24 protein-coding genes are annotated in these 22,827 nt (G+C 68.0%); 11 read left to right on the top strand and 13 right to left on the bottom strand.

The window, feature by feature from the left end; genetic code table 11:
* Positions 1-78 precede the first annotated feature (78 nt).
* Positions 79-681 carry a TetR/AcrR family transcriptional regulator gene (locus RJ1_RS01865; protein ID WP_073358195.1) on the top strand — a complete coding sequence of 201 codons (603 nt, stop codon included), beginning with the start codon at positions 79-81 and terminating at the stop codon, positions 679-681.
* Between the two features lie 21 nt (positions 682-702).
* Here RJ1_RS01865 and RJ1_RS01860 read toward each other — a convergent pair whose 3' ends face one another.
* Positions 703-1,167, bottom strand: coding sequence for a PAS domain S-box protein (locus tag RJ1_RS01860; protein WP_240319789.1), 465 nt, complete (start codon positions 1,165-1,167; stop codon positions 703-705).
* 594 nt (positions 1,168-1,761) lie between these two features.
* On the opposite strand from RJ1_RS01860, the gene RJ1_RS01855 reads away from it, so the two are divergent.
* Positions 1,762-3,279, top strand: coding sequence for a sensor histidine kinase (locus RJ1_RS01855; RefSeq protein ID WP_073358193.1), 1,518 nt, complete (start codon positions 1,762-1,764; stop codon positions 3,277-3,279).
* On the opposite strand, the gene RJ1_RS01850 is transcribed toward RJ1_RS01855, so the two are convergent.
* The 3 genes from RJ1_RS01850 to RJ1_RS01840 form a co-directional block, all read right to left on the bottom strand.
* Positions 3,242-4,510, bottom strand: a complete 1,269-nt coding sequence (locus tag RJ1_RS01850) for a hemerythrin domain-containing protein (RefSeq protein WP_073358192.1) — start codon at positions 4,508-4,510, stop codon at positions 3,242-3,244. The two genes, RJ1_RS01855 and RJ1_RS01850, sit on opposite strands and share 38 nt — an antisense overlap.
* 30 nt (positions 4,511-4,540) lie before the next feature.
* Entirely contained in the window at positions 4,541-5,200 is a 660-nt protein-coding gene (locus RJ1_RS01845; RefSeq protein ID WP_073358191.1) for a TetR/AcrR family transcriptional regulator, read from the bottom strand.
* A gap of 63 nt (positions 5,201-5,263) precedes the next feature.
* Entirely contained in the window at positions 5,264-6,160 is an 897-nt protein-coding gene (locus RJ1_RS01840) for an SDR family NAD(P)-dependent oxidoreductase (RefSeq protein WP_073358190.1), read from the bottom strand.
* Positions 6,161-6,274: 114 nt separating this feature from the next.
* Between RJ1_RS01840 and RJ1_RS01835 the strand changes: the two genes are divergently transcribed.
* From RJ1_RS01835 to RJ1_RS01815, 5 genes are all read left to right on the top strand, one after another.
* The gene (locus RJ1_RS01835; RefSeq protein ID WP_073358189.1) at positions 6,275-7,744 is read left to right on the top strand and encodes an aldehyde dehydrogenase; all 1,470 of its coding nucleotides are present in this window, start codon (positions 6,275-6,277) and stop codon (positions 7,742-7,744) included.
* Positions 7,745-7,810: 66 nt separating this feature from the next.
* Complete coding sequence (locus RJ1_RS01830; RefSeq protein ID WP_073358188.1) at positions 7,811-8,563, top strand: SDR family oxidoreductase; 753 nt, start codon at positions 7,811-7,813, stop codon at positions 8,561-8,563.
* The gene (locus RJ1_RS01825; protein ID WP_073358187.1) at positions 8,560-9,435 is read left to right on the top strand and encodes an NAD(P)-dependent oxidoreductase; all 876 of its coding nucleotides are present in this window, start codon (positions 8,560-8,562) and stop codon (positions 9,433-9,435) included. Before RJ1_RS01830 ends, RJ1_RS01825 begins: the two co-directional genes overlap by 4 nt.
* Positions 9,432-9,824: a carboxymuconolactone decarboxylase family protein gene (locus tag RJ1_RS01820; protein ID WP_005244588.1), complete on the top strand. Its 393-nt coding sequence runs from the start codon at positions 9,432-9,434 to the stop codon at positions 9,822-9,824. Before RJ1_RS01825 ends, RJ1_RS01820 begins: the two co-directional genes overlap by 4 nt.
* A complete protein-coding gene (locus tag RJ1_RS01815) occupies positions 9,821-10,483 on the top strand; it encodes a class I SAM-dependent methyltransferase (protein WP_073358186.1) in 663 nt (220 codons plus the stop codon). Before RJ1_RS01820 ends, RJ1_RS01815 begins: the two co-directional genes overlap by 4 nt.
* Here the strand turns inward: RJ1_RS01815 and RJ1_RS01810 are convergent.
* The 6 genes from RJ1_RS01810 to RJ1_RS01785 all read right to left on the bottom strand — a co-directional run bounded on the left by RJ1_RS01810 (position 10,459) and on the right by RJ1_RS01785 (position 16,375).
* Positions 10,459-11,547 carry a prenyltransferase gene (locus RJ1_RS01810; RefSeq protein ID WP_073358185.1) on the bottom strand — a complete coding sequence of 363 codons (1,089 nt, stop codon included), beginning with the start codon at positions 11,545-11,547 and terminating at the stop codon, positions 10,459-10,461. The two genes, RJ1_RS01815 and RJ1_RS01810, sit on opposite strands and share 25 nt — an antisense overlap.
* Positions 11,544-12,284, bottom strand: coding sequence for a class I SAM-dependent methyltransferase (locus RJ1_RS01805; protein ID WP_073358184.1), 741 nt, complete (start codon positions 12,282-12,284; stop codon positions 11,544-11,546). Before RJ1_RS01805 ends, RJ1_RS01810 begins: the two co-directional genes overlap by 4 nt.
* Positions 12,278-13,525, bottom strand: coding sequence for a glycosyltransferase family 4 protein (locus RJ1_RS01800; RefSeq protein ID WP_073358183.1), 1,248 nt, complete (start codon positions 13,523-13,525; stop codon positions 12,278-12,280). Before RJ1_RS01800 ends, RJ1_RS01805 begins: the two co-directional genes overlap by 7 nt.
* An 89-nt stretch (positions 13,526-13,614) precedes the next feature.
* The gene (locus RJ1_RS01795; RefSeq protein WP_378382390.1) at positions 13,615-14,511 is read right to left on the bottom strand and encodes an LLM class F420-dependent oxidoreductase; all 897 of its coding nucleotides are present in this window, start codon (positions 14,509-14,511) and stop codon (positions 13,615-13,617) included.
* Positions 14,512-14,633: 122 nt separating this feature from the next.
* A complete protein-coding gene (locus RJ1_RS01790) occupies positions 14,634-15,548 on the bottom strand; it encodes an SDR family oxidoreductase (RefSeq protein WP_073358182.1) in 915 nt (304 codons plus the stop codon).
* A complete protein-coding gene (locus RJ1_RS01785) occupies positions 15,545-16,375 on the bottom strand; it encodes an SDR family oxidoreductase (RefSeq protein ID WP_073358181.1) in 831 nt (276 codons plus the stop codon). The genes RJ1_RS01790 and RJ1_RS01785 overlap by 4 nt, the downstream gene beginning before the upstream one ends.
* A 64-nt stretch (positions 16,376-16,439) precedes the next feature.
* Here RJ1_RS01785 and echA20 point away from each other — a divergent pair, with 64 nt between their 5' ends.
* From echA20 to ipdC, 4 genes are read left to right on the top strand one after another with little or no spacing between them, the layout of a single operon-like run.
* Complete coding sequence (gene echA20, locus RJ1_RS01780) at positions 16,440-17,216, top strand: (7aS)-7a-methyl-1,5-dioxo-2,3,5,6,7,7a-hexahydro-1H-indene-carboxyl-CoA hydrolase (protein WP_073358180.1); 777 nt, start codon at positions 16,440-16,442, stop codon at positions 17,214-17,216.
* Positions 17,217-17,221: 5 nt separating this feature from the next.
* The gene (ipdA, locus tag RJ1_RS01775) at positions 17,222-18,115 is read left to right on the top strand and encodes a cholesterol ring-cleaving hydrolase subunit IpdA (RefSeq protein WP_073358179.1); all 894 of its coding nucleotides are present in this window, start codon (positions 17,222-17,224) and stop codon (positions 18,113-18,115) included.
* Complete coding sequence (gene ipdB, locus RJ1_RS01770; protein WP_073358178.1) at positions 18,112-18,873, top strand: cholesterol ring-cleaving hydrolase subunit IpdB; 762 nt, start codon at positions 18,112-18,114, stop codon at positions 18,871-18,873. The genes ipdA and ipdB overlap by 4 nt, the downstream gene beginning before the upstream one ends.
* On the top strand, positions 18,870-19,931 hold the full coding sequence (ipdC, locus tag RJ1_RS01765; RefSeq protein WP_073358177.1) for a (3aS,4S,5R,7aS)-5-hydroxy-7a-methyl-1-oxo-octahydro-1H-indene-4-carboxyl-CoA dehydrogenase: 1,062 nt from the start codon (positions 18,870-18,872) through the stop codon (positions 19,929-19,931). The genes ipdB and ipdC overlap by 4 nt, the downstream gene beginning before the upstream one ends.
* 48 nt (positions 19,932-19,979) lie before the next feature.
* On the opposite strand, the gene acmB is transcribed toward ipdC, so the two are convergent.
* The 3 genes from acmB to RJ1_RS01750 all read right to left on the bottom strand — a co-directional run bounded on the left by acmB (position 19,980) and on the right by RJ1_RS01750 (position 22,744).
* Entirely contained in the window at positions 19,980-21,161 is a 1,182-nt protein-coding gene (gene acmB / locus RJ1_RS01760) for a methyl acetate hydrolase AcmB (protein WP_073358352.1), read from the bottom strand.
* A gap of 117 nt (positions 21,162-21,278) precedes the next feature.
* A complete protein-coding gene (locus RJ1_RS01755) occupies positions 21,279-22,289 on the bottom strand; it encodes an AraC family transcriptional regulator (protein ID WP_073358176.1) in 1,011 nt (336 codons plus the stop codon).
* Between the two features lie 173 nt (positions 22,290-22,462).
* Entirely contained in the window at positions 22,463-22,744 is a 282-nt protein-coding gene (locus tag RJ1_RS01750; protein ID WP_073358175.1) for a DUF2277 domain-containing protein, read from the bottom strand.
* Positions 22,745-22,827 lie beyond the last annotated feature (83 nt).

Here is a 22,827-nt window from a genome sequence, read left to right as displayed (position 1 = left end):
CTCCTCGATCGATAAACGAATGGGATGCGTCTTAAACTACACACTCTCATTTATAATGGAAGCCCTTATGCTGGACCCATGGCGAAAGGGCAGAACGGACCGATCCGACGTCGCACACTCACGCGGGACAAGGTCGTGGATGCCGCGATCGAGATCATCGACGAGCACGGCTGGGAACCGCTGTCGATGACGAGCCTCTCCGCCCGGCTGAACGTCGTCACCGCATCCCTCTACAACCACGTCCGCAACCTCGACGACATCCGTGGTGCCGTTCAGGTGCGCACCATGGCGGAACTCGGTGCGCGGCTACGCGAGATCGCCATGGGCCGAAGCGGTCCCGACGGCCTCCGGGCGCTCCTCGACGCGCACCGCGCCTGGGCCACCGACCACCCGCACCGGTACCAGACGCTCACCACCGCGCCGGTCGACCGGGACGCGTTCATCTCCGCCGCACTCGACGCGAACACGGCACTGCGCACGATGCTGGCCTCGTGCGGACTGCCGCCGGAGGACACCCTCGACTCCGCCGTGAGCATCTTCGCCGCCATGCACGGCTTCGTGATGCTGGTGAACACCGACTTCCTCGGCGACGAACTGGACCTCGACGTGATCTACGAATCGGTGCTGCGGGGCGCACTGTCCAGCATCGAGTGGCCGGAGCGAACGGTCACCCCGACCTGAAACGGCCGATGAGGAATTGCATCATTCGAATTCGGGCGCCCGCCCACCGCCCCACAACTGCTCGGTGACGTCCTGGAAGCACACGAAGGTGACAGGATCATCCTCCCGGCGCAGTACCGACCTGCTCACCGCGGCACGCACGACGAAACCGTCCCAATGGGCGAGTTCGATGACCTTTCCCGCACAGTCCCGCAACTGCGCCACCGCCGCGGGTCCGTTCGGAGACGTCTCCGGATCGACCACGTCGGCGACCGAACACCCGGCAAGCCAGTTCTCGGCGTATCCCAGCATCCGCTCGAGCGCCGGGTTGGCATGCACGATCACGCCGTCTTCGTCGACGGCGAGGGCGGGAACCGGAAGCCGCTCGAGCAACCGCAGCGCCGGAAGCTGCTCCAGATACCCGAGCGCGTTGTTGGGGTCCGACCGTCGCCTGTCCCTGTTCGGCCCTGTCGACGCCCACCTCCGCCTCCCCCAGCGGACCACCACATCGATCCACGGCCCCCATCGGGCTGGTCGTCCGCCGATCATCGCCGTGCGTCGCCGGCCAGATCGTCGAGTTATCGCTGCCCGACATCGTCCGTCGCCCGCGCATTCACCGGGACGACACTGTCGAAAATTTCTGGCGTAGAACAACATGAATACTCTCTGTGCGTAATGTCGACACAGAGCGCTCGGCTGTGCGCGGGCCGCTGTGTCTGTTTTCGTCGGACCGCGCCTCACCCATCGACCGCACGAGTCCCTTCTCCGCCGCCGTAGCGATGGGATTCCCGAGAATCTGTGCGCTCGTGTTATTTTCGACGTGGTTCATATGCGTCGTCGCCCCGCGTGCGGCGGGGCGCGGGTTCTGCCGATCAGGCGCCGCGTTCTCTCGTTGTGACGCATTCCACAGTAGCGGCAGTGAGTGCGGATAACGTATCCCTACGGGACGTCGATCTACTCATTCCGGGACATCTCGCCGGGAATCGGACCCCGCAGATCGAGGTAAGGGAAAGGTGCGCTCCGTCGCGACGGTGGCGCAATAAGGTGTAAAGCGGCAGTTGTTCGTCCCGGTCGATGAAGCGCAGTAATTCGAGGTTCGGTATGACACAGTCGGGCGGAAAGACCACGCGGATATCGCTGCGTGCGTTGTTGTGGTTGGCAATCACCATTCTGGTGTCGCTGTTCGCGGTGTCGGTCGTGTTCTCGGTCTACGGCCGGAACGGGGTGCGTGATGCCGTCGACGAACTGGCGCAGGATGCGATGCCCGCCCAGCAGTCTGTGGCGATGTTGCGTACGGCATTCGTCGATCAAGAAACGGGGCAGCGCGGTTTCGTGGTGACTGGCGACCCCCGGTTCCTCGAGCCCTACGATGCGGGCCGCGGCGAGGCCACGAAGTTGCTGGCCGCCCTCGATGCCGACCTCGCCGACGACGGCCCCGCCCGGGCGGCGCTGGAGGCAGTGAAGCAGGCGGCACGGGACTGGACGGCGCAGGCGGCAGAACCCGAGATCGCCGCCTTCCGGGCCGGGCCCGTACCGCCGGACCCAGGCGCTGCCGTGACGACGTCGGACAAGCAACTCTTCGACACCCTGCGGAATCGCCTCGATGCCCTGGACACCCGCACGGACGAACTCGTGGCTGCACAGATCCAGAAGATCCACTCCGCGCAGCGAACGGCGAACATCGCCACCGCTGTCGCGCTGATGCTGGCGGTCGTGACCGTTCTCGTCGCCGGATACTTGACGCAGCGCATGCTGACCAGGCCGATCACGAATCTACTCACGGACATCACCGCGGTCGCAGATGGTGAATACACCCGGCCGATAGGCGGCCACGGACCCCGGGAGGTGGCCGTCATCGCCGATGCCGTCAACAGGATGCGCGTCAGCTTGCTCGCCCAAAGTGATCAACTCGTCCGCGCCGCTCGGGAGCGGACGCGTCACGAGGAGCAAACCCGAGTGGCGACCGATCTCCACGATCTGACGATTCAGCGGGTATTCGGGTTGGGGCTGGCGTTGACGTCGCTGGCACGGCGACACCCTCGACAAGCCGCTGAACTGGACCCGCTGATCGACGAAACCGACAGCATCGTCCGTGGCCTGCGAGCCGTCATCTTCGACCTCAGCCACCACGACGAAGACGACCGCGACCTGAAGGCGACAGTGTCGTCGTTGAGCGGTGCGGTGGGCGAGATCGTCGAGCGCAGCACCGCTGCCCTGGGCTTCACCCCCGACGTGTCGATCGAAGGGCCCGCCGACACCTTTACGCGGGAAGTCGCCGGCGCCGCGCTGGAGGCTGCGCTCACCGAGGCACTCAGCAACATCGCCCGCCACGCCCACGCCACCACGTGCCACGTCCAGGTCACCGCCTCCGGCCACCACCTCGCGATGCGGGTAACCGACAACGGTACGGGGATTTCGCCCGGTGCCCGACGTGGGCGAGGACTGGCGAACATCCGTCACAGAGCTGAAGAGCTCGGCGGCAGCGCCTCCATCCGCACCGAGTCGGGGGCGGGAACCATCGTCGAGTGGGATGTCCCCGCCACGCGTCCCCGAAGCCCGCGACCGGATGATTCCGGCACGATCACGTCGAAAAGCGGTGTGGCCGAGGCGAAACAGTAACCCGGCCGCGGTGCCCAGAACTCCCGCCACCAACGAATCCGAGTGCGGCCTCTCGTCGCAGGGCCTCGAGGTTCTGCAGCATCTGTGGCCGCATGTCCGTGTGCTGCGGCATGATCCGGCAGTAGAGCCACAACAGCGGGCGGGCGGGGAGCGCGGTGATCCGGTAGGAGTGCGTGACCAAGGTTCCTCGCCTCTCGGGCGTGAGCGTGTACGACCAGGTGGTGGAGTCGCGTCGGGTCGGGTCGACGCGCTCGGGGACCGTGCGAAACGCGAACTCGGCGCCGGGAACGGCCGCGACGACCTCGCAGCCCCGGGACCAGCGCAGGTGTCGGGCCTTGTTGTGACCGCGGAACCGCGCACCCACCGTCCCGGGCGGCGGTCCGGGCAGCCAGGTGCAGGTATGGCATTCCGGGCTGCGCTCGCCGGTGCGGGTGACGTCGGCGATGATGTCGTACAGAACGCGCGGCGCGGCATCGATGTGGAGGCTCACCGCTCCCTCTGTGCGGAACGAACGCCCCGCCCGCCGGGCGGCCGTCGCTCGCCTGCGCTTCGTGTGCGGCGCGACATCGACGTCCGGTCCCCACCGCGTGGCACACGCGCGCCGATACGGACGTGCGTATGCGTGCAGCAGGACGAAGCGCAGGGCTGCGGGCACCAGGTGGACGACGACGTCGTACCGTTCCTGATTCACGTTGTCGATGAGCCAGTGACCTTCCAGCGCGAGTTCGTGCCTGGACTTCGGTGCGATGTTCGTCGCCCGGTCCCACTCCTCCCACTCGGCGCGGGTGAGACTGCGCGCGACGATCGGCATCATCTCGTCCTCCTCGCGGCGCAGGTGCGGGAGCAGTTCCACCTCGAGCGCCACGACCGACGACGCCAGCGCCTCCAGCGCCTCTGGTGAGGCGTTCACGCGGTAGTTCGTCGCGGCTGCGGCGACGCGGTCGATCGCCGGTGAGATGCGTGCATGATCGGCCGCCATCCGGTCGAGGAGAACGCCGGCGTCCTGGTTCCGCTGCCGTATCAGCGGCCACAGCTCGTCCTCGGCGCCGTGGTGCATGTGGAGGAACCCGGTCATCCACACGAGGTGGTCGGCGATCGCCACCCGCCGGGCATCGTTCGGTGGCTGCGGGGACCCCAGAGCCGTCATCGTGCGGGTGAGGTCGCGCCGCAACGCGTCGTGCACGATGCCGTTGATCCGGACATCGGCGGGTGCGGGGGAATCGGTCTTCATGGCTTCTGACTTTCGGCGACGCTCGGCGCATCACGCCGGGCGTGAAAACAGTTCTTCGATGCGGTCGGCGAGCCAGATCTCGTACCGGCCCCGGCTCCACCCGGAGTCGCGGACGAGTAGGCCATACACCGCGATGCTCGTGAGCATCCACAGCTCGTCGAATTCGGTGGTGCGGAGTCGGCGGCCCGCAATCAGCCGGCCACCGGCGGCGGTCCCCTCTCGACGACCGCGCTCGAATTCGGCGAGCCGCTCGCCCAGATCGTCCTCGACTGCCGCACCCTGACGTAGTGCAGCGTCGAGCAGGCACGCGCGTTGATTGATGGCGCCCACCAGGCGCGCCGCGGCCCGTGCTCGATCGGCGAGCGTGAGTCCGGCTCCGAGAGCCGCGAATTCGGGCCGGTCGGCCAGCGCCACGGGTTCGTCGTCGCCGGCGACCGCCACGTCCACGGCACTCTTCAGCACCGCGACCTTGGATCCGACCGTGGCATAGACGGTTTCGACGGATACATCCGCCGTACGCGCAATGTCCCGCATGCTGGTACCCACCCAGCCGTGCGCGGCGAACAATTCGTGGGCGGCCTGCAGTATGGCGGCCCGGGTCTGGGCCGCCTGCAACCGTCGCCGCGGGGATCGATAGGTGCGCGTGGGTGGCGTACCCGGCGCCGCGGCGTCATTCTCGGCCGTCGACATACCACCAGATTACAGGGGCTCTGTTTTCAATACAATGCCCTTCAGGTCAATATGTCACTTCGATCACCGATCGCAGCGAGCCGGCCCCACCAACTCCGCCAGCTCGTCGAGCGACCACGGCGGCTCGGTCTCGTGATCGCGGTAGGCCAGCACCGTCGGAGCCGGACGGTCGAATCTGCCGACGAAACATCCTGATCCGGCGAAGATTCCACCGGTGATGCCCGCGGCGAGGTCGCTGGCCAGGAACACGTAGAGCCGGGCGACGTACTCGGCGGGCGCGGGATGCAACGAACCGTACCGTGTTGCGTCGTCGAGCATCCCCCGCCGGTGCAATTCCTCGATGTGCCGCTCGTACTCCGCCCCGACCGACAGCCGCGTCTTCGCGCCGGGACACACGACGTTGGCGCGGACGCCGGATTCGGCCAGTTCGGCCGCGATGGCCAGGGTGACGCTGTTGACCGCCCCCTTGCCTGCCGGATACCCGGTGCCGCCGTAATCGCCGAGGAACGCGAACGAACTCGTGTTGACGATCGCTCCGCTCCCCCGCTCGGCCATCAACGGCGCGACGGCCCGGCACGTGCGGAAGGTCGCCGTCAGGTGGGCGTCGAGGAGTTCACGCCACTGTTCGTCGGTGACGGTGAGGATGGACGATCCGGCGGGCTCCGCGACGCCGGCGCAGTTGACCAGGACGTCCACGTCGCCGAATGCGCATTCCGCGGCGTCGACCAGCGCCTCGGCGACGCCGTCGGCTGCGGCCGATCCACCGACTGCGATCGCCCGGCCACCGGCGAGCACGATCTCGTCGGCCACCGTTTCGGCCGCAGCCAGGTCACGACCGTTGACGACGACACCGGCGCCCTCCGCGGCGAGCGCGTGCGCCACGGCGCGGCCTATTCCCCTGCTCGAGCCGGTGACGACGGCCCCTCGACCGTCCAGCCGCTTCTCCTCGCGTGAAGTCATCGCACCTCCGGGCAACTCGTCATTGCGGCATCCAGTTGTTCAAACTATAGTCCAGACACATGTCCAGTTTTCAGAGATCGCTGTGACACTCACCCGATTCGGAAGCGAAACTCCATGACTCTGCGCCCCACCGACAGCTCTGCTCTCCTGATCGACGGCAAACTGATTCCCGGTTCCGGCGGCACGTTCGACGTGATCAACCCGGCCACCGAGGAGGTGCTGGGACGGGCCGCCGACGCCACCGCCGCCGACATGGACGCCGCGATCGCCGCGGCACGGCAGGCCTTCGACGACACCACGTGGTCCCGCGACCACGCCTTCCGGGCCCAGTGCCTTCGACAACTGCGCGACGTGCTGCAGTCGCACATCGAGGAACTGCGCGACATCACCATCGCCGAGGTCGGCGCCCCCGCCTTCCTCACCCGCGGACCGCAACTCGAAGGCCCGGTGGCCGATCTCGGCTACTTCGCGGACCTCGCCGAAAACTATTCCTGGGAACAGGATCTGGGCATCGCCGAACCGATGGGCATCAGAACCCGACGACGTGTCCTCAGGGAAGCCGTCGGCGTGGTCGGCGCCATCACGCCGTGGAACTTCCCGCACCAGATCAACTTCGCCAAGATCGGCCCCGCCCTGGCGGCCGGCAACACGGTGGTCCTCAAGCCCGCACCCGACACTCCCTGGTGCGCCGCCCTGATCGGGCAGTTGATCGCCGAGGAGACCGACATCCCCGCCGGTGTCGTCAACATCGTCACGTCCAGCGACCACTCCCTCGGCGCGCAACTGTCCACGGATCCCCGCGTGGACCTGGTGTCGTTCACCGGGTCGACCGCCACCGGCAAGGCCGTCATGGCGGCGGCGTCCGAATCGCTGAAGAAGGTGTTCCTCGAACTCGGCGGCAAATCGGCGTTCATCGTGCTCGACGACGCCGACCTCGCCGGTGCCTGCGGGGTCGCCGCGTTCACCGTCTCCACCCATGCGGGGCAGGGGTGCGCCATCACCACCCGACTGCTCGTACCCCGGGAGAAGTACGACGAGGCGGTCGAGGCCACGGCCCGGACCCTCGGCGGATTGAAGGCGGGAGACCCGACGAAACCCGGCACCATCTGCGGGCCACTCATTTCCGAGCGGCAACGGGCCCGCGTCGAGGAGTACCTACGCCTCGCCCGGGAAGAGGGCGGCACGATCGTGATCGGCGGCGGACGCCCCGCCGATCGGGACCGCGGATTCTTCGTCGAACCCACTCTGATCTCCGGGCTCGACAACAACTCCCGGGTGGCGCGCGAAGAGATCTTCGGGCCCGTGCTGGTGATCATTCCGCACGACGGCGACGAGGACGCGATCCGCATCGCCAACGACTCGCCGTACGGTCTGTCCGGGTCGGTGTGGGGCACCGATCCCGCCCGCATCGAGCGGGTCGTCGACGGAGTGCGCACCGGCACGCTCAGCGTCAACGGCGGCGTCTGGTACTCGGCCGACGCCCCGTTCGGCGGATACAAGCAGTCCGGAATCGGCCGCGAGATGGGTGTGGCCGGTTTCGAGGAATACCTGGAGACCAAGCTGGTCGCGGAACCGGCCCGATAACACGCCGGCGAGCCGGCCCGACAATACGCCGGCGAGCCGGCCCGACAATGCAGGGAGTCGATCGATATGGGACGTTTCGACGGTAAGACCGCCATCGTCACCGGTGCGGCACAGGGAATCGGCGAGGGCTACGCGCGGGCGCTCGCCCGCGAAGGCGCCAACGTCGTGGTGGCCGATCTCAACGCGGAACTCGGCGAGACCGTCGCCAAGCAGATCAGCGCCGACGGCGGGACGGCCGTGTTCAAGGACGTCGACGTGGCCGACGAGGAATCGGCGAAGCAACTCGCCGCGTTCACGGTCGAGAAGTTCGGCGGCATAGATCATCTCGTGAACAACGCCGCTATCTACGGTGGAATGAAACTCGACCTCCTCATCACAGTGCCGTGGGACTACTACAAGAAGTTCATGGCCGTGAACTTCGACGGCGCCCTCAACGTGACCCGGGCGGTGTGGCCGCACATGAACGAGCGCGGCGGCGGCTCGATCGTCAACCAGTCGTCCACGGCCGCCTGGCTGTATTCCGGCTTCTACGGCCTCGCGAAGGTCGGGATCAACGGCCTCACCCAGCAGTTGGCCCACGAAGTGGGCGGCATGAACATCCGCGTCAACGCGATCGCGCCCGGACCGATCGACACCGAAGCCACCCGCACCGTCACGCCGGGAAATATGGTGGCAGCCATGGTCAAGACGTTGCCGCTCAAACGGATGGGCACCCCCGACGACCTCGTCGGCGCCTGCCTGTTCCTCCTCTCCGACGAGGCGAGCTGGATCACCGGGCAGATCTTCAACGTCGACGGCGGACAGATTTTTCGGTCATGACCACGACCGAGCAGGTGTCCGTCGGCTACATAGGCCTCGGCAACATGGGTGCGCCCATGGCGAAGCGGCTGCTCGACCGGCCGGGCGGGCTCATCGTGTGCGACACCCGGCCGGAGGCGCTGGAACCGTTCGGCAAGGCGGGCGCGAGGGTGACGTCGAGTCCGCGGGAGGTGGCGGAGAACGCGGACGTCATCTCGGTGACCGTGCTGAACGACGAACAGGTGCGCGCGGTGGTCACCCAGATCCTCGACACCGCGCGGCCGGGCACCGTCGTGGCGGTGCACTCCACCATCAGCGACGTCACCGCCGTCGAACTCGCCGAGCGGTGCCGGGCGCACGGCGTCGACCTGATCGACGCGCCCGTCAGCGGCGGCGCACCCGGCGCGCACAAGGGAAAGCTCGCGGTGATGGTCGGGGCGAGCGACGACGCGTTCGAGAAGGTCCGGGAGCCGTTCGGGCACTGGGCCGAACTCGTCGTGCACGCCGGCGAGGTGGGCGCGGGAACGCGGATGAAGCTGGCCCGCAACCTGTTGCACTTCGTCTCGTTCACGGCCGCTGCCGAGGCGCAGCGGCTGGCCGAGGCTGCCGGTCTCGACATCACCGATCTCGGAAAGGTGGTCCGGCACACCGACGCGATCACCGGCGGCGCCGGAGCGATCATGCTCCGCGACACCACCGCGCCTCTCGACGAGAACGACAACTGGTACCCGATCATGTCCCATGTCCGGGACCTCGGGGAGAAGGACCTGTCGCTGGCGATCGGACTCGGCGAGCGACTCGACGTCGCGCTGCCGCTCGCGCATCTGGCGCTCGCACGCCTCGGTCCGGGGCTCGGCGTCGACAGCACCGTGGACGAGGAGGAGCAGCCATGACCGACGACACCCGCACCCGTGGACTGGCGATGATGGAGAAGGTCTACGGATTCGAGATGCAGGACGGGCCCGGCGCGCATTTCGCCGTCACCGCCGACCACCTGTTCGCCGACATCTGGTCGCGACCCGGACTGAGCATCCGCGACCGCCGGCTTCTCCTCCTCGGCGCGCTCACCGCACAGGGGCTCGTCGACGTCGCCGAGATCCAGGTGGGCGCGGCCCTGCACAACGAGGAACTCGACGAGGACCAACTGCGGGAGATCGCACTCTTCCTCTGTCACTACGTGGGCTGGCCGTTGGGAACGAAACTCGACTCGATGATCGGCGGAGTACTACACAAGCGGAAGAAGGCGGCCAGAGCGGCCGCCCCGGACGCAGAGGCCACATGAGTAACCCACACCTGACAGCCGAGCTTCTCCGACTCGCCGATTCGACCCCCGGGTTCATGCCGGAGGACGAGGGAACGGCCCTGCACGAGGCCGCGATGCAATACCTGACCCACGGTGGTGTGGGCGTCGAAATCGGCACGTACTGCGGCCGCTCGACGATCTACCTCGGGGCGGCAGCGAAGGCGCGGGGCGCCCGCATCGTCACCATCGATCACCATCACGGCTCCGAGGAACATCAACCCGGCTGGGAGTATCACGAACCGGCGTTCGTCGATCCGCACACGGGGCTGCTCGACACGGTCGGCCGATTCCGGCACACGATGGCCGACTCCGGGCTCGAGGAGTATGTCGTGGGGGTGCTCGGCCGGTCGTCGACGGTCGCAACTTTCTGGCGCACCCCCGTGAACTTCGTGTTCATCGACGGCGGACACACATCGGAGGCGGCATCCGCGGACCTCGACGGGTGGGCACCGTGGGTGAACGTCGGCGGCGCCCTGGTGATCCACGACGTGTTCCCGGACCCGGCCGACGGCGGGCGCCCACCGTTCGAGATCTACGAACGTGCCCTGGCGACAGGACAGTTCAAGGAGACATCCGTCACCGGGTCCCTGCGTGTTCTCGAAAGGGTCGGCGGTCAGACGGGCGAACCGCTGGCGTGACAGTAGTCGCCGCAGCGGTCGAGCCCGATCGGTAGTCCCACCGGCAGCGCCGCGTCCCGGAAGATTCCGTGTCCGGGCGTGGTGCGGGACAACGCGTCCGCGGCGAGGATCATCGCGCCGCCCGTCCACGTGGTCTGCTCGACCGGCCACCGTTTGCCGTCGCTGTAGACGAGCCCGGTCCAGTACGAGCCGTCCGGATCCCGCAGGTGCTGCATCGCGGCAAATTGCGCGAGCGCGCGCGAACGCTCCCCGATCGCGTCGAGTGCCAGCACCAACTCGCACGTTTCGGCGCCGGTCACCCACGGCCGGTGGTCCACGCAGCGGATGCCCAGCCCCTCCACCACGAAGTCGTCCCACCGCGACGTGATCCTGTCCGACGCGACCTCACCGCGCACGGCACCTCCGAGGATCGGGTAGTACCAGTCCATGGAGTATTCGTCCTTGATCGCGAACGACTCCGGATGCTGCCGGATCGCGTGGCCGAGAGTGTATTTCGCGAACTCCCATTCGGGCTGCGGGTCGTCGACCAGCCGGGCCAGGAGGAGCCCGCAGTGCAGGCTGTGATGAATGCTGGAGTTGCCGGTCAGCAACGCCTCGGGACAGTCCTGGCCGTTCTCCCCTCGGGCCCACCAGATTTCACCGCTCGGCGCCTGCATGTCGACGACGAAGTCGAGACCACCCTGCACGGACGGCCAGTGAGCGTCGACGAAATTCCGATCACCGGTGACCAGGTAGTGATGCCACACCCCCACCGCGAGGTAGGCGCAGAAATTGCTGTCGGAATCGTGATTCTCCACGGCGCCGTCGCGGAACTTCATCGGCCACGAACCGTCCGGCCGCTGCGTGCGCCGCGACCACGCGTACGCACCTTCCGCCTCGTCGATCAGTCCGGCGGCGGTGAGCGCCATGGCGGATTCGACGTGATCCCACGGGTCGGTGTGCCCACCCGGAAACCACGGCAGCGCCCCCGACGACTCCTGCGCTGCCGCGATCGACCGTGCCGTCTGCCTGACCTGGCTCTCCGACAACACGTCCGGTACCGACGGGACGCCGGCGGCTCTCACCGCGGCGCCTTCACCACGCTCGGTTCCCTCGGCTTCTCGAGGTAGAACACGACGCTCTTGCCGACCACGGGGTTGAGCACCTTCTCGGCGGTGCGGGTGAGCCAGGGGGCTTTCATCATGTCCCACACCAGAACCTGGTGGTAGGCCTTCGCGAGGGGGTTGTCGTTGTTCTCCACCCCCACCGCGCACTTGAGCCACCAGTACGGGGAGTGCAGGGCGTGAGCGTGGTCCCGGCCCCGGACCTCGAGGCCCGCGTCGGTCAGCTTCTCCGCCAATGCGTCGGCGCGGTAGATGCGGACGTGGCCACCCTCCACCTCGTGGTACGCGTCGGACAGCGCCCAGCAGATCTTCTCCGGCAGCCACCGCGGAACGGTCACCGCCGCAACGCCACCGGGCTTGAGGATGCGGGTCAGCTCGGCGATGGCACGGCCGTCGCGGGGCACGTGCTCGAGGACCTCGGAGATGAGGACCACGTCGAACGTCGCGTCCTCGTACGGCAGGTTCAGCGCGTCGCCGACCTCGACGCGGGCCGAGGCGCCCGCGGGGACCTCACCGACCTCGGCCATCGCCACGAACATCTTCTCGACGTCCGCGAGTTCGTCGGCGTTCTGGTCGAAGGCGATGACGTCGGCGCCGCGTCGATACAGCTCGAACGAGTGCCGTCCGGCGCCCGCCCCGATGTCGATGACCTTGTCGCCGGGCTTCACACCCAGCCGGTCGAAGTCCACGGTCAGCACGGTCGGCCTCCTTCACGAGTCTGCGCTATCGCTTCGGCATACGTCTGCGCCGTTCTCGCCGCCACCGCCGCCCAGCTGTAGCGTTCGAGCACCCGTCGCCGGCCACCGTCGCCGAGCCGGGCACGGCGCTGCGGATCGTCGAGCAGCGCGCCGAGGACGTCGGCGAGTTCCTGCGGGTCGCCGGGCGTCACCAGCACGCACGCCTCCTCCTCCGTTCCCACCACCTCGGGAATGGCGCCGGCGCGGCTCGCCACCAGCGGGGTGCCACACGCCATCGCCTCGACGGCGGGCAGCGAGAAGCCCTCGTACAGCGACGGGACGCACGCGACGTCGGCCGACGCCAGCAGCGCGGCCAGTTCGCCGTCGTCGATGCCGGACACCGTGCGGACGACGTCGCCGATGGCCAGCTCCTCGATCAGCTTCTCCGTCACTCCGCCGGGTGCCAGTTTGGTGACCAGCACCAGTTCGACGGCGCGCTCGGTGTGCACCTTCGCGACCGCCTCGAGGAGCGTCGACACCCCCTTGAGTGGCATGTCGGCGCTGGCGACGCACACGATGCGACCCGGAACCCGCGCGGCGGCCGGGGGCCGGAACACCTCGGTGTCCACACCCAGCGGGACGGTCTGCAGGTTCCCGGCCGGAACGTCGAACGCCGCGCTGATGTCGTCGGCGGACGACTGCGACACCGTCAGCAGCGCGGGGATGGCACGCGCCACCCGTTTCTGCATGCGCAGGAAGCCGTACCAGCGCCGGACCGTCACCTTGCGCCACCACTTCGCCGACGCGAGGTCCAGTTCGCGGTCGCGGGTGATCGGGTGGTGGATGGTCGCGACGACGGGAAGTCCGGCCTTCTGGAGTTGCAGCAGCCCGTAGCCGAGGCACTGGTTGTCGTGCACGACGTCGAACTCGTCGGCGCGTTCCTTCAGCAGTCGCGCGGCGCGCAGGCTGAAGGTGAGCGGTTCGGGGAAACCGGCCGTCCACATGGTCGCCACCTCGAGGACGTCGATGGCGTCGCGGAACTCGCGGGGATGCGGCGTTCTGAACGGATCCGGCTCGCGGTACAGGTCGAGGCTGGGGACCTTCGTCAGCGTGACCCGAGGGTCGACGTCCGGGTACGGCTGCCCCGAGAAGACTTCGACCTGATGGCCGAGTTCGACCAGCTCACGGCTGAGATGGCGTACGTACACACCCTGCCCACCGCAGTGGGGCTTGCTTCGATACGACAAGAGCGCGATGCGCACGGACTTCGGCCTCTCCTCGAGCAGCTGGCAAGCAATACTAGAACACGTTCTTACTCGAGTGTGTCCTCGTCCCATCCAACCGCACTCACTCACCCCACCGCGGTCGACTCGCGCAATCCCTCGAGTTTTCCGGCGAGGCGCCCCAGGTAGGCCAGGACCTCCTCCTCGCTCCGGTCGGGCATTCCGTACACCACCTCGGTGACCCCGAGGTCCTTCCACCGCCGCAACTTGTCCACGTCCGGCTTGCCGTCGAGCACGACGATCCTCGGTTCACCGTCCCGGCCCGCCTCGCGCCACATCCGTTGCAACGTCGCGACCCGGTCGTCGATGTCCTGCTCGATCGGCGTGGTCATCCACCCGTCGGCCGATTTCACGATCCACCGGAAGTTCTTGTCGTTGCCGGCGGCGCCGACGATCACCGGGGGTACCCGCACCGGCTTGGGCCACGCCCAACTCGGACCGAAGCTCACGAACTCGCCGTCGTACGACGCCTCCTCCTGCGTCCACAGCGCACGCATGGCCTCGAGGTACTCCCGCAGCATCGTCCGGCGCCGCCCGGGCGGGACGTTGTGATCGGTCAGTTCGTCCAGATTCCACCCGTACCCGACACCGAGAATCACCCGTCCGCCGCTGAGGTGGTCGAGCGAGGCGATCGTCTTGGCCAGGGTGATCGGGTCGTGCTCGACCGGCAGCGCCACCGACGTGCCCAGTTCGATCCGCTCCGTGACCGCCGCCGCCGACGCCAGCGCCACCCACGGGTCCAGGGTGCGCATGTACCGGTCGTCGGGCAGTGACGCGTCGCCGGTCTGCGGATGCGCGGCATCGCGTTTCACCGGAATGTGCGTGTGCTCGGGCACGTAGAAGGAGTCGAATCCGTTGGCCTCTGCACCCCTCGCGGCCGAGGCCGGCCCGATCCCGCGGTCACTCGTAAACAACGTAATGCCGAATTTCACGAATTCTCCTTGGCCGAGAGCCTTTTCCTCCATGCACACTAACTTTTGGACACCTGTTTAGCAACGTGTCCAAACACCATTCCACGTAGGTGGCGAAGCGTGCCCCGGCACGTGAGTGGCGAAGCGTGCCCCGGCACACTTCGCCACTCACGTACTCAGGCGCCGTAGACCGGGACCGGGGGTTCGGCCTTGGCGAGGAGGTCGGCGACGACCGGCCCGATCTCCTTCGGCTCCCAGCGCGCCCCCTTGTCCTCGGTGGGGCCGTGACGCCATCCTTCGGCGACGGTGATCTTGCCTCCCTCGACCTCGAACACGCGGCCGGTGACGTCCTTGGACTCCACGCTGCCCAGCCACACGACGAGCGGGGAGATGTTCTCCGGCGCCATCGCGTCGAAACCATCCTCGGGCGCGGCCATCGCCTCGGCCATCGCGCCGCCCGCGCCGACCGTCATCCGGGTGCGCGCGGCCGGGGCGATCGCGTTGACAGTGACCCCGTAGTTCTTCAGTTCCGCGGCCGCCTGAATGGTCATCTCCGCAATCCCGGCCTTCGCGGCGGCGTAATTGCCCTGCCCGATCGACCCCTGCAGTCCGGCACCGGAACTGGTGTTGACGATCCGGGCGTCGACCGGGTTGCCCGCCTTCGCCTCGGCCCGCCAGTACGCGGCCGCGTGCCGCAGCGTCGCGAAGTGACCCTTGAGATGGACGCGCACCACGGCGTCCCACTCCTGCTCGCTCATCCCGACGAGCATGCGGTCGCGCAGGAACCCGGCGTTGTTCACCAGCACGTCGAGGCGCCCGTAGGTGTCGATCGCGGTCCTGATCAGATTCTCCGCTCCCGCCCAGTCCGCGACGTCGTCGCCGTTGACGACGGCCTCGCCACCCGCGGCGAAGATCTCCGCGACCACCTGTTCGGCCGGACTCTCGCCGGTGGCGGAACCGTCGAGACCTGCGCCGATGTCGTTGACCACGACCTTTGCGCCCTCGGCGGCGAAGGCCAGCGCGTGGGCGCGTCCGATTCCGCGTCCGGCGCCCGTCACGATGACGACGCGACCGTCGACCACTCCACTCATGTGTTCTCCTTTGTCGATGCTGTAGCTGAAGTCGATGCTGTAGCTGTAGCTGGTGTAAATGCTGTTGCCGCCGCCAGGAAGGCGGGGCGTTCGCCGCCGCCGTGGACGGTGAGCGTGGACCCGCTGACGTAGGACGCGAGCGGGGACGCGAGAAAGAGTGCACAGTTCCCGACGTCCTCGGGGACCGCCATCCGGCCCAGCGGGACGGTCTCCCCGACCGCGGCGATCCCGGCGTCGTCGCCGTAGTGCAGGTGCGCGAGTTCCGTCTGCACCAGACCTACGACGACCGCGTTGACCCGGACCTTCGGCGCCCACTCGACCGCGAGGCTGGTGGTCAGGCTGTCGACCCCCGCCTTCGCCGCGCCGTACGCGGCGGTGCCCGGCGACGGTCGTGAGCCGCTGACGCTGGAGATGTTCACGATCGCGCCGCCCGAGTCCTGTGCCTGCATCACCGCGTTCGCGACCTGTGAGACGAGGAGCGGGGCGAGCAGGTTCAGCTCGACGATCTTGGAGTGGAACTTCGGGCTCGCCTCCGCGGCGAGCGCGAAGGGTGCGCCGCCGGCGTTGTTGACCAGGACGTCGAGTCGGCCGTGCCGCTCGACGATCCGGTCGACGAGGTCCTGCACCTGCTCCGGATCGCGGATGTCGCACGGGAGGAACTCGGCGACGCGGCCATCCACCTCGACCGGCTCGTCGCCCGGCCGCCGGGCGCAGGCCACCACCGTCGCGCCCGCCCGCAGGAAGGTGCGACTGATGCCCGCACCCACCCCGCGCACGCCGCCGGTCACCAGCACGACTGCTCCATCCAGATTGAAACGCGTTTCCATCGTGCTACCCTACCAAGCAATTGCTTGGTACGTGAAGTCGTGCGGATGACGAGGGAGAAGAACAGTGGGAATTCGGAGTGCTAGCGAACCGGGGGGCATCACCACGGTCACCGTCGACTACCCGCCCGTGAACGCCATCCCGTCCCGAGGCTGGTTCGAGTTGGCCGACGCCATCCTCGATGCGGGCCGGAATCCGGACACCCACGTGGTGATCCTGCGAGCCGAAGGGCGCGGGTTCAACGCCGGCGTCGACATCAAGGAAATGCAGGCCACCGACGGTTACGGCGCGCTGGTCGACGCCAACCGGGGCTGCGCCGCCGCGTTCGCCGCCGTCTACGACTGCGCCGTCCCCGTCGTCGTCGCGGTCAACGGCTTCTGCGTCGGCGGCGGCATCGGCCTCGTCGGCAACGCCGACGTGATCGTCGCGTCCGACGATGCCGTCTTCGGACTTCCCGAGGTCGACCGCGGCGCACTCGGCGCCGCCACCCACCTCGCCCGGCTCGTCCCGCAGCACATGATGCGCACCCTCTACTACACCGCGCAGAACGTCACGGCCCAGCAGTTGCAGCACTTCGGGTCGGTGTACGAGGTGGTGCCGCGGGAGAAACTCGACGACACCGCCCGCGACATCGCCGCCAAGATCGCGGCCAAGGACACCCGGGTGATCCGCTGCGCCAAGGAAGCCATCAACGGCATCGACCCCGTCGACGTGAAGACCAGTTACCGCCTCGAACAGGGCTACACCTTCGAACTCAACCTCGCCGGTGTCGCGGACAAACACCGCGACGAGTTCGTCGAAACCGGGAAGCCCCGCTCCAACTCGAACAACAGGAAAGGCTGACATCCATGGCGAACAAGCGCGACAAGAGGATGTCGCTCGACGACGCTGTCGGGGAACTCCGCAGCGGAATGACCATCGGCATCGGCGGCTGGGGTTCGCGCCGCAAACCGATGGCGTTGATCCGGGCGCTGCTGCGCTCCGATGTCACCGACCTCACCGTCGTGACCTACGGCGGCCCCGACCTGGGGCTGCTGTGCTCGGCGGGCAAGGTCAAGAAGGCGTACTACGGCTTCGTGTCCCTCGATTCGGCCCCGTTCTACGACCCGTGGTTCGCGAAAGCCCGCACCGCCGGCGAGATCGAGGTCCGCGAGATGGACGAGGGCATGGTCAAGTGCGGCCTCGAGGCCGCCGCCGCCCGGCTGCCGTTCCTGCCGATCCGGGCGGGGCTCGGCTCCGACGTCCGGACCTTCTGGGGCGACGAACTGCGCACCGTCACCTCCCCGTACCCGGACGCGTCCGGCAAGTCGGAGACCCTGATCGCGATGCCGGCACTGAATCTCGATGCGGCACTGGTGCATCTGAACCTCGGCGACAAGAATGGAAACGCCGCCTACACCGGCGTCGACCCTTACTTCGACGACCTGTACTGCGCGGCGGCCGAGAAGCGGTTCGTCTCCGTCGAGCGGGTGGTGGAGACGGAGGAACTGGTGAAAACCGTTCCGCTGCAGAATCTCATCCTCAACCGCATGATGGTCGACGGCGTCGTGGAGGCCCCGAACGGCGCCCACTTCACCCTCGCCGGCGACAGCTACGGCCGCGACGAGAAGTTCCAGCGCCACTACGCCGAAGCGGCGAAGACCCCCGAGACGTGGCAGCAGTTCGTCGACACCTACCTGTCCGGCAGCGAAGACGACTACCAGGCCGCCGTGAAGAAGTTCGCAGAGGAGCAGCAGGCATGACCGAGACGACCACCGAGGTGACGCGGGCCGAGTACTGCGCGATCGCGTGCGCCGACATCTTCTCCGGGGCAGGCGAGATCATGGCCAGCCCGATGGCGACCCTGCCGCTGATCGGCGCCCGGCTCGCGCGACTGACCACCGAACCCGACCTGCTGATCACCGACGGCGAGGCCCTGATCTTCGCCGACACCCCTGCCGTCGGCGCGAAGGCCCCGATCGAGGGCTGGATGCCGTTCCGGAAGGTGTTCGACGTCGTCGCCTCCGGTCGCCGCCATGTGGTGATGGGCGCCAACCAGATCGACCGGCACGGCAACCAGAACCTCTCGGCCTTCGGTCCGCTGCAGCAGCCCACGCGGCAGATGTTCGGTGTCCGCGGCGCACCGGGCAACACGATCAACCACGCCACCAGTTACTGGGTGGGCAGGCACTCGTCGCGGGTGTTCTGCGACAAGGTCGACATCGTCTCGGGCGTCGGCTACGACCAGATCGATCCGGAGAACCCCGCGTACCGCTTCCACCACCTGCACCGGGTGGTGAGCAACCTCGGTGTGTTCGACTTCGGCGGACCCGGGCACACCTTCCGGGCGCTGTCCCTGCACCCCGGCGTGACCGCCGAGCAGGTCGCGGAGAACACCTCGTTCGAGGTGGCGGGATTGGCCGACGCTCCGGTCACCCGGGATCCGTCGGGCGAAGAACTGCGGCTGATCCGCGAGGTTCTCGATCCCCGCAGCCTGCGGGACCGGGAGGTGTCGGAATGAGCACGCTCCGAACGGCCTTGACGGAACTCGTCGGTGTCGAACACCCGGTGGTCCAGACCGGGATGGGCTGGGTCGCCGGACCGCGACTCGTCGCCGGCACGGCCAACGCGGGCGGTCTCGGCATCCTCGCGTCGGCGACGATGACGTACGAGGAACTCGAGGCGGCCGTCGCCAAGACCAAGACGCTCACCGACAAGCCGTTCGGCGTGAACATCCGCGCCGACGCCACCGACGCCCCGCAACGCATCGACCTGCTCATCCGGGAGAACGTGCGCGTCGCCTCGTTCGCGCTGGCACCGAAGCAGGAACTGATCGCGAAGCTGAAAGACGCCGGGGTGGTGGTCATTCCGTCGATCGGTGCCGCCAAACACGCGAAGAAGGTGGCGTCCTGGGGCGCCGACGCCGTCATCGTCCAGGGCGGCGAGGGCGGCGGGCACACCGGCCCGGTGGCCACCACCCTGCTGCTCCCGTCGGTGCTCGACGCCGTCGACATTCCCGTGGTCGCGGCCGGCGGTTTCTACGACGGCCGCGGACTCGCCGCGGCCCTCGCGTACGGCGCCGCCGGGGTGGCCATGGGCACCCGCTTCCTGCTCACCCAGGAATCCACCGTCCCCGACTCCGTCAAGCAGGAATACCTCGCCCGGGGTCTGCAGGACACCACCGTCTCCCGCAAGGTCGACGGCATGCCCCACCGGGTCCTCAACACCGAACTCGTGACCAGCCTCGAGCACTCCGGCAACGTGCGCGGACTGGTCGCGGCCGCCCGCAACGCGTCCAAGTTCAAGGCCATGACCGGCATGAAGTGGTCGACGCTCGTCAGGGACGGCCTCGCCATGAAGAAGTCCAGCGACCGCACCTGGCAGCAGATCATCATGGCCGCCAACACCCCGATGCTACTCAAAGCCGGTCTCGTCGAGGGCAATACCCACGCCGGCGTCCTCGCCTCCGGGCAGGTCGTGGGACTGCTCGACGACCTGCCCACGTGCAAGGACCTCATCGACGGAATCGTCGCCGACGCGATCAAGCGCATCGACGCGCTGGGAGCCCTCCGCGCCTGAACGAACGGGACGCTCGTTCGATCGAACACAACGAGCGTCCCGTTCGTCCTAGTCCAGTGAGCGGTACACCGCGGTCTCGAAGTCGAGGTATCCGCCGAACGAGACGGCGTCGGCGAAGGGCAGGATCTGCGTGGCCCAGAAGCCGGCGATGCCGTTCTCCCGGTCGATCCAGTAGTACAGATTCGCCAGACCCGCCCAGCCGAGAGCACCGGCCGGGCGTCCCGTCGGCGCGGGCTCGTCGTTGACCATGAACGTGTACGCCCAATTCTTGCGCAGGCCGGGGAAGAACTCGGCGTCGTTCGACAGTGCCGGGATCACGCCGGGCAGTGCGGTGACCTCCTGCCCGTCCAGGCCGCCGCGCACCGCCTCTGCGACGGTCGCGGCCGCGAGTAGTCGGCCGCCGGGTGCCTCTCCGTCCCGCAACCACATCCGGAGGAACTTCAGGTAGTCGGGAACGGTGGTGTACATCCCGTGGCCACCCATGTGGACCTCCGGATCCTGCGGCAGCACCATCTCGGGCAACGGCACGAGGGTGCCGTCGTCGGTGCGCTGATGCACGACTGCGAGCCGGTCGCGCATGTCGCCGGTGAGCGTGAAGGCGGTGTCGTTCATCCCCAGCGGTTCGAAGATGCGCTCGCGCATCACCTCTCCCAGACGCTGCCCCCGCACGGCCTCGACGACCAGACCGCACCAGTCGATGTTCGAGCCGTACATCCACCGCTCGCCGGGATCGAACAGCAGCGGCGTGGTCAGGGCCTTCTTCGTGCCGGTGATGACGCTGGGCCAGCCGTGGTCGTCGGCGAGGCGCCGGTACTCCTCACTGAAGAACGGGTAGCCGAAACCGGCGGTGTGCAGCAACAACATCCGGGTGGTGATGTCACGCTTCGGCGCGCGCAGCACCGGTTCTCCGTCGCTCCCGAAGCCGTCGAGAACCTGAAGTTCACCGATCTCCGGGAGGTACCGGGCGGTCGGCGCGTCCAGGTCGAGCAGGCCCTCTTCCACGCATTGGAGCGCCGCCGTTCCGGTCACGGCCTTCGTGGTGGAGAAGGCGGCGAACACCGTGTCGGCCGTCATCGCCACACCCGAGCCGACCGCCCGCTCCCCCGCCACACCCGAATACACGACGCCGTCGCGGTCGGTGAGCATCGCCACCACACCCGGGACACCGGCCTCGTCCTGCGTCAGTTTCTGCAGGTCCGTGTCGGTGATGCTCGCGAAGTCGTCTCTCATGGTTCCTCCTGTGTTCGGTTCCCTCGTCGGCAACGGGCCGAGGATCGGAACGGACACTACGGAGCACACTGTGACGTGGACCACCTCGATTCGGCGGTCGGCTGTCGGATTTCGGCACTACCGCCGACGGGTGCGGCCGAGCGCACGGGACGGGTTCTCCCCGAACCGGCGCCGGTAGGCCGCGGCGAACACGCCCATGTTGACGTAACCCCAGCGCGCGGCGACGGACGACACGGTGCAGTCGGGCGCCGCGGCCGTGAGTTCGTCGTGGATACGCTGCAACCGCACCTCGGTGAGGAAGCGGTTCGGTGTGGTCTCCCGGTAGCGACGGAACGCCCCCGACAGCGCCCGCACACTCACCCCCACCGCCGCGGCGACCTCGGTGACCGTCGGCAGTTCTGCGGCATGGTCACGCATGTAGTGCTCTGCGCGCCCGACGTATCCGGGGGCCACGTCGCTCCCGCCGCCGTCGAGTGCGATCCCCGCCGCCGCAGCCCACTCGGTGAACAGGTGACCGAGAAGCAGCTCCTGAAGGTGAATGCCCGGGCGGCCGTGGGCGATCCGGTCGGGATCGGCGGCCACCGAGCGCACCGCATACGCGAGAAGCGCATTCCACGCAGACTGCTGCCCGGCGCTGATCACGCACTTGTGTTGCCACAGGCGGTCGTCGGGCAGGTATCCGAACCACCGATCGGCGACGTCGGCGACCAGGCGGTGCGGCACCGTCAAATTCAGCTGCAGATCCGACTCGTCGAAATCGACGTAGTGCTCGATCCGGCTGCAGTCCACCAGAAAGGTGCCACCGGAGTCGACCTCGACCTCCGCCGAACCGACCCGGTGCCGGGCACGACCACGGATCGTCGTCAGAACCAGGATGTTGCCGGCGTCGGCGGAGAAGTCGTCGACGGTGACCGGGACCCCGTACCGGAACCGCGTCAGGGTGATCTCGCCGATGGGCGCCGAGTACATGCTCGAACGCGGCTGCAGGAGTCGCCCCGTGGACCGCACACGGTAGGGCATGTACACCTGGTCCGACCAGGTCCGGATCTCGTCCCAGTCCGAAGACACCGCAGCCGACGACACGGCGACATCGGAAAGCGGATCCAGCGAGTGCACGACATCCACCATCCGTAGCGTAGAGCACACCGGCCGATCCCGACACCACCCGAACGAACGTTACGCTCGTTCGATCGAGCGCAACGAGCGTCCCTCTCGTCCTAGGAAGTGGCGGCCTTCGCCGCGCTCAGCTGGATGACGCGGCCTTCGCCGCGCTCAGCTGGATGACGCGGCCTTCGCCGCGCTCAGCTGGATGACGCGGCCTTCGCCGCGATGCGCGCCCGGACCTCCGGTCGTCGCAGCGGGGGCACCGTCTGCGGCGGCTGCTTCCGCGACGGCAGTGCCGCGAGCAGCTTCGTGGTGGCCTCGGTGACCACGGCGACCGCTTCCTCGAAGGGCTCACGGTTGACGTCCGACAGCTTCTGGATTCCGCTGACCTTCCGGACGTACTGACGCGCCGCCGCTTCGATCTCCTCCGCGGTGGCCGCCGGTTCGAGTCCGCGCAGCTCGGTGATGTTTCGGCACATGACTCGACGATAGCGCCGTCCCGGCCACCGCGCGGCTCCTCGGCGCCGGGCGAATGTACCCTTCGGCGCACCTGAGGCGCTCA

The sequence above is a fragment of the Rhodococcus jostii NBRC 16295 genome (assembly GCF_001894825.1).
GTDB classification, from domain to species: domain Bacteria; phylum Actinomycetota; class Actinomycetes; order Mycobacteriales; family Mycobacteriaceae; genus Rhodococcus_F; species Rhodococcus_F jostii.
The sequence above is the reverse complement of the archived record's forward strand: the minus strand, read 5'-3'. Positions and strand labels throughout refer to the sequence as shown.

What these genes read in the sequence shown, in the direction of transcription:
- RJ1_RS01865 (WP_073358195.1), top strand. Translation starts at nt 79, where the DNA reads ATGGCGAAAGGGCAGAACGGACCGATCCGACGTCGCACACTCACGCGG.
- RJ1_RS01855 (WP_073358193.1), top strand. Translation starts at nt 1,762, where the DNA reads ATGACACAGTCGGGCGGAAAGACCACGCGGATATCGCTGCGTGCGTTG.
- RJ1_RS01850 (WP_073358192.1), bottom strand. Translation starts at nt 4,510, where the DNA reads ATGAAGACCGATTCCCCCGCACCCGCCGATGTCCGGATCAACGGCATC.
- RJ1_RS01845 (WP_073358191.1), bottom strand. Translation starts at nt 5,200, where the DNA reads ATGTCGACGGCCGAGAATGACGCCGCGGCGCCGGGTACGCCACCCACG.
- RJ1_RS01840 (WP_073358190.1), bottom strand. Translation starts at nt 6,160, where the DNA reads ATGACTTCACGCGAGGAGAAGCGGCTGGACGGTCGAGGGGCCGTCGTC.
- RJ1_RS01835 (WP_073358189.1), top strand. Translation starts at nt 6,275, where the DNA reads ATGACTCTGCGCCCCACCGACAGCTCTGCTCTCCTGATCGACGGCAAA.
- RJ1_RS01830 (WP_073358188.1), top strand. Translation starts at nt 7,811, where the DNA reads ATGGGACGTTTCGACGGTAAGACCGCCATCGTCACCGGTGCGGCACAG.
- RJ1_RS01825 (WP_073358187.1), top strand. Translation starts at nt 8,560, where the DNA reads ATGACCACGACCGAGCAGGTGTCCGTCGGCTACATAGGCCTCGGCAAC.
- RJ1_RS01820 (WP_005244588.1), top strand. Translation starts at nt 9,432, where the DNA reads ATGACCGACGACACCCGCACCCGTGGACTGGCGATGATGGAGAAGGTC.
- RJ1_RS01815 (WP_073358186.1), top strand. Translation starts at nt 9,821, where the DNA reads ATGAGTAACCCACACCTGACAGCCGAGCTTCTCCGACTCGCCGATTCG.
- RJ1_RS01795 (WP_378382390.1), bottom strand. Translation starts at nt 14,511, where the DNA reads ATGGAGGAAAAGGCTCTCGGCCAAGGAGAATTCGTGAAATTCGGCATT.
- RJ1_RS01790 (WP_073358182.1), bottom strand. Translation starts at nt 15,548, where the DNA reads ATGAGTGGAGTGGTCGACGGTCGCGTCGTCATCGTGACGGGCGCCGGA.
- RJ1_RS01785 (WP_073358181.1), bottom strand. Translation starts at nt 16,375, where the DNA reads ATGGAAACGCGTTTCAATCTGGATGGAGCAGTCGTGCTGGTGACCGGC.
- ipdA (WP_073358179.1), top strand. Translation starts at nt 17,222, where the DNA reads ATGGCGAACAAGCGCGACAAGAGGATGTCGCTCGACGACGCTGTCGGG.
- ipdB (WP_073358178.1), top strand. Translation starts at nt 18,112, where the DNA reads ATGACCGAGACGACCACCGAGGTGACGCGGGCCGAGTACTGCGCGATC.
- ipdC (WP_073358177.1), top strand. Translation starts at nt 18,870, where the DNA reads ATGAGCACGCTCCGAACGGCCTTGACGGAACTCGTCGGTGTCGAACAC.
- acmB (WP_073358352.1), bottom strand. Translation starts at nt 21,161, where the DNA reads ATGAGAGACGACTTCGCGAGCATCACCGACACGGACCTGCAGAAACTG.
- RJ1_RS01755 (WP_073358176.1), bottom strand. Translation starts at nt 22,289, where the DNA reads ATGGTGGATGTCGTGCACTCGCTGGATCCGCTTTCCGATGTCGCCGTG.
- RJ1_RS01750 (WP_073358175.1), bottom strand. Translation starts at nt 22,744, where the DNA reads ATGTGCCGAAACATCACCGAGCTGCGCGGACTCGAACCGGCGGCCACC.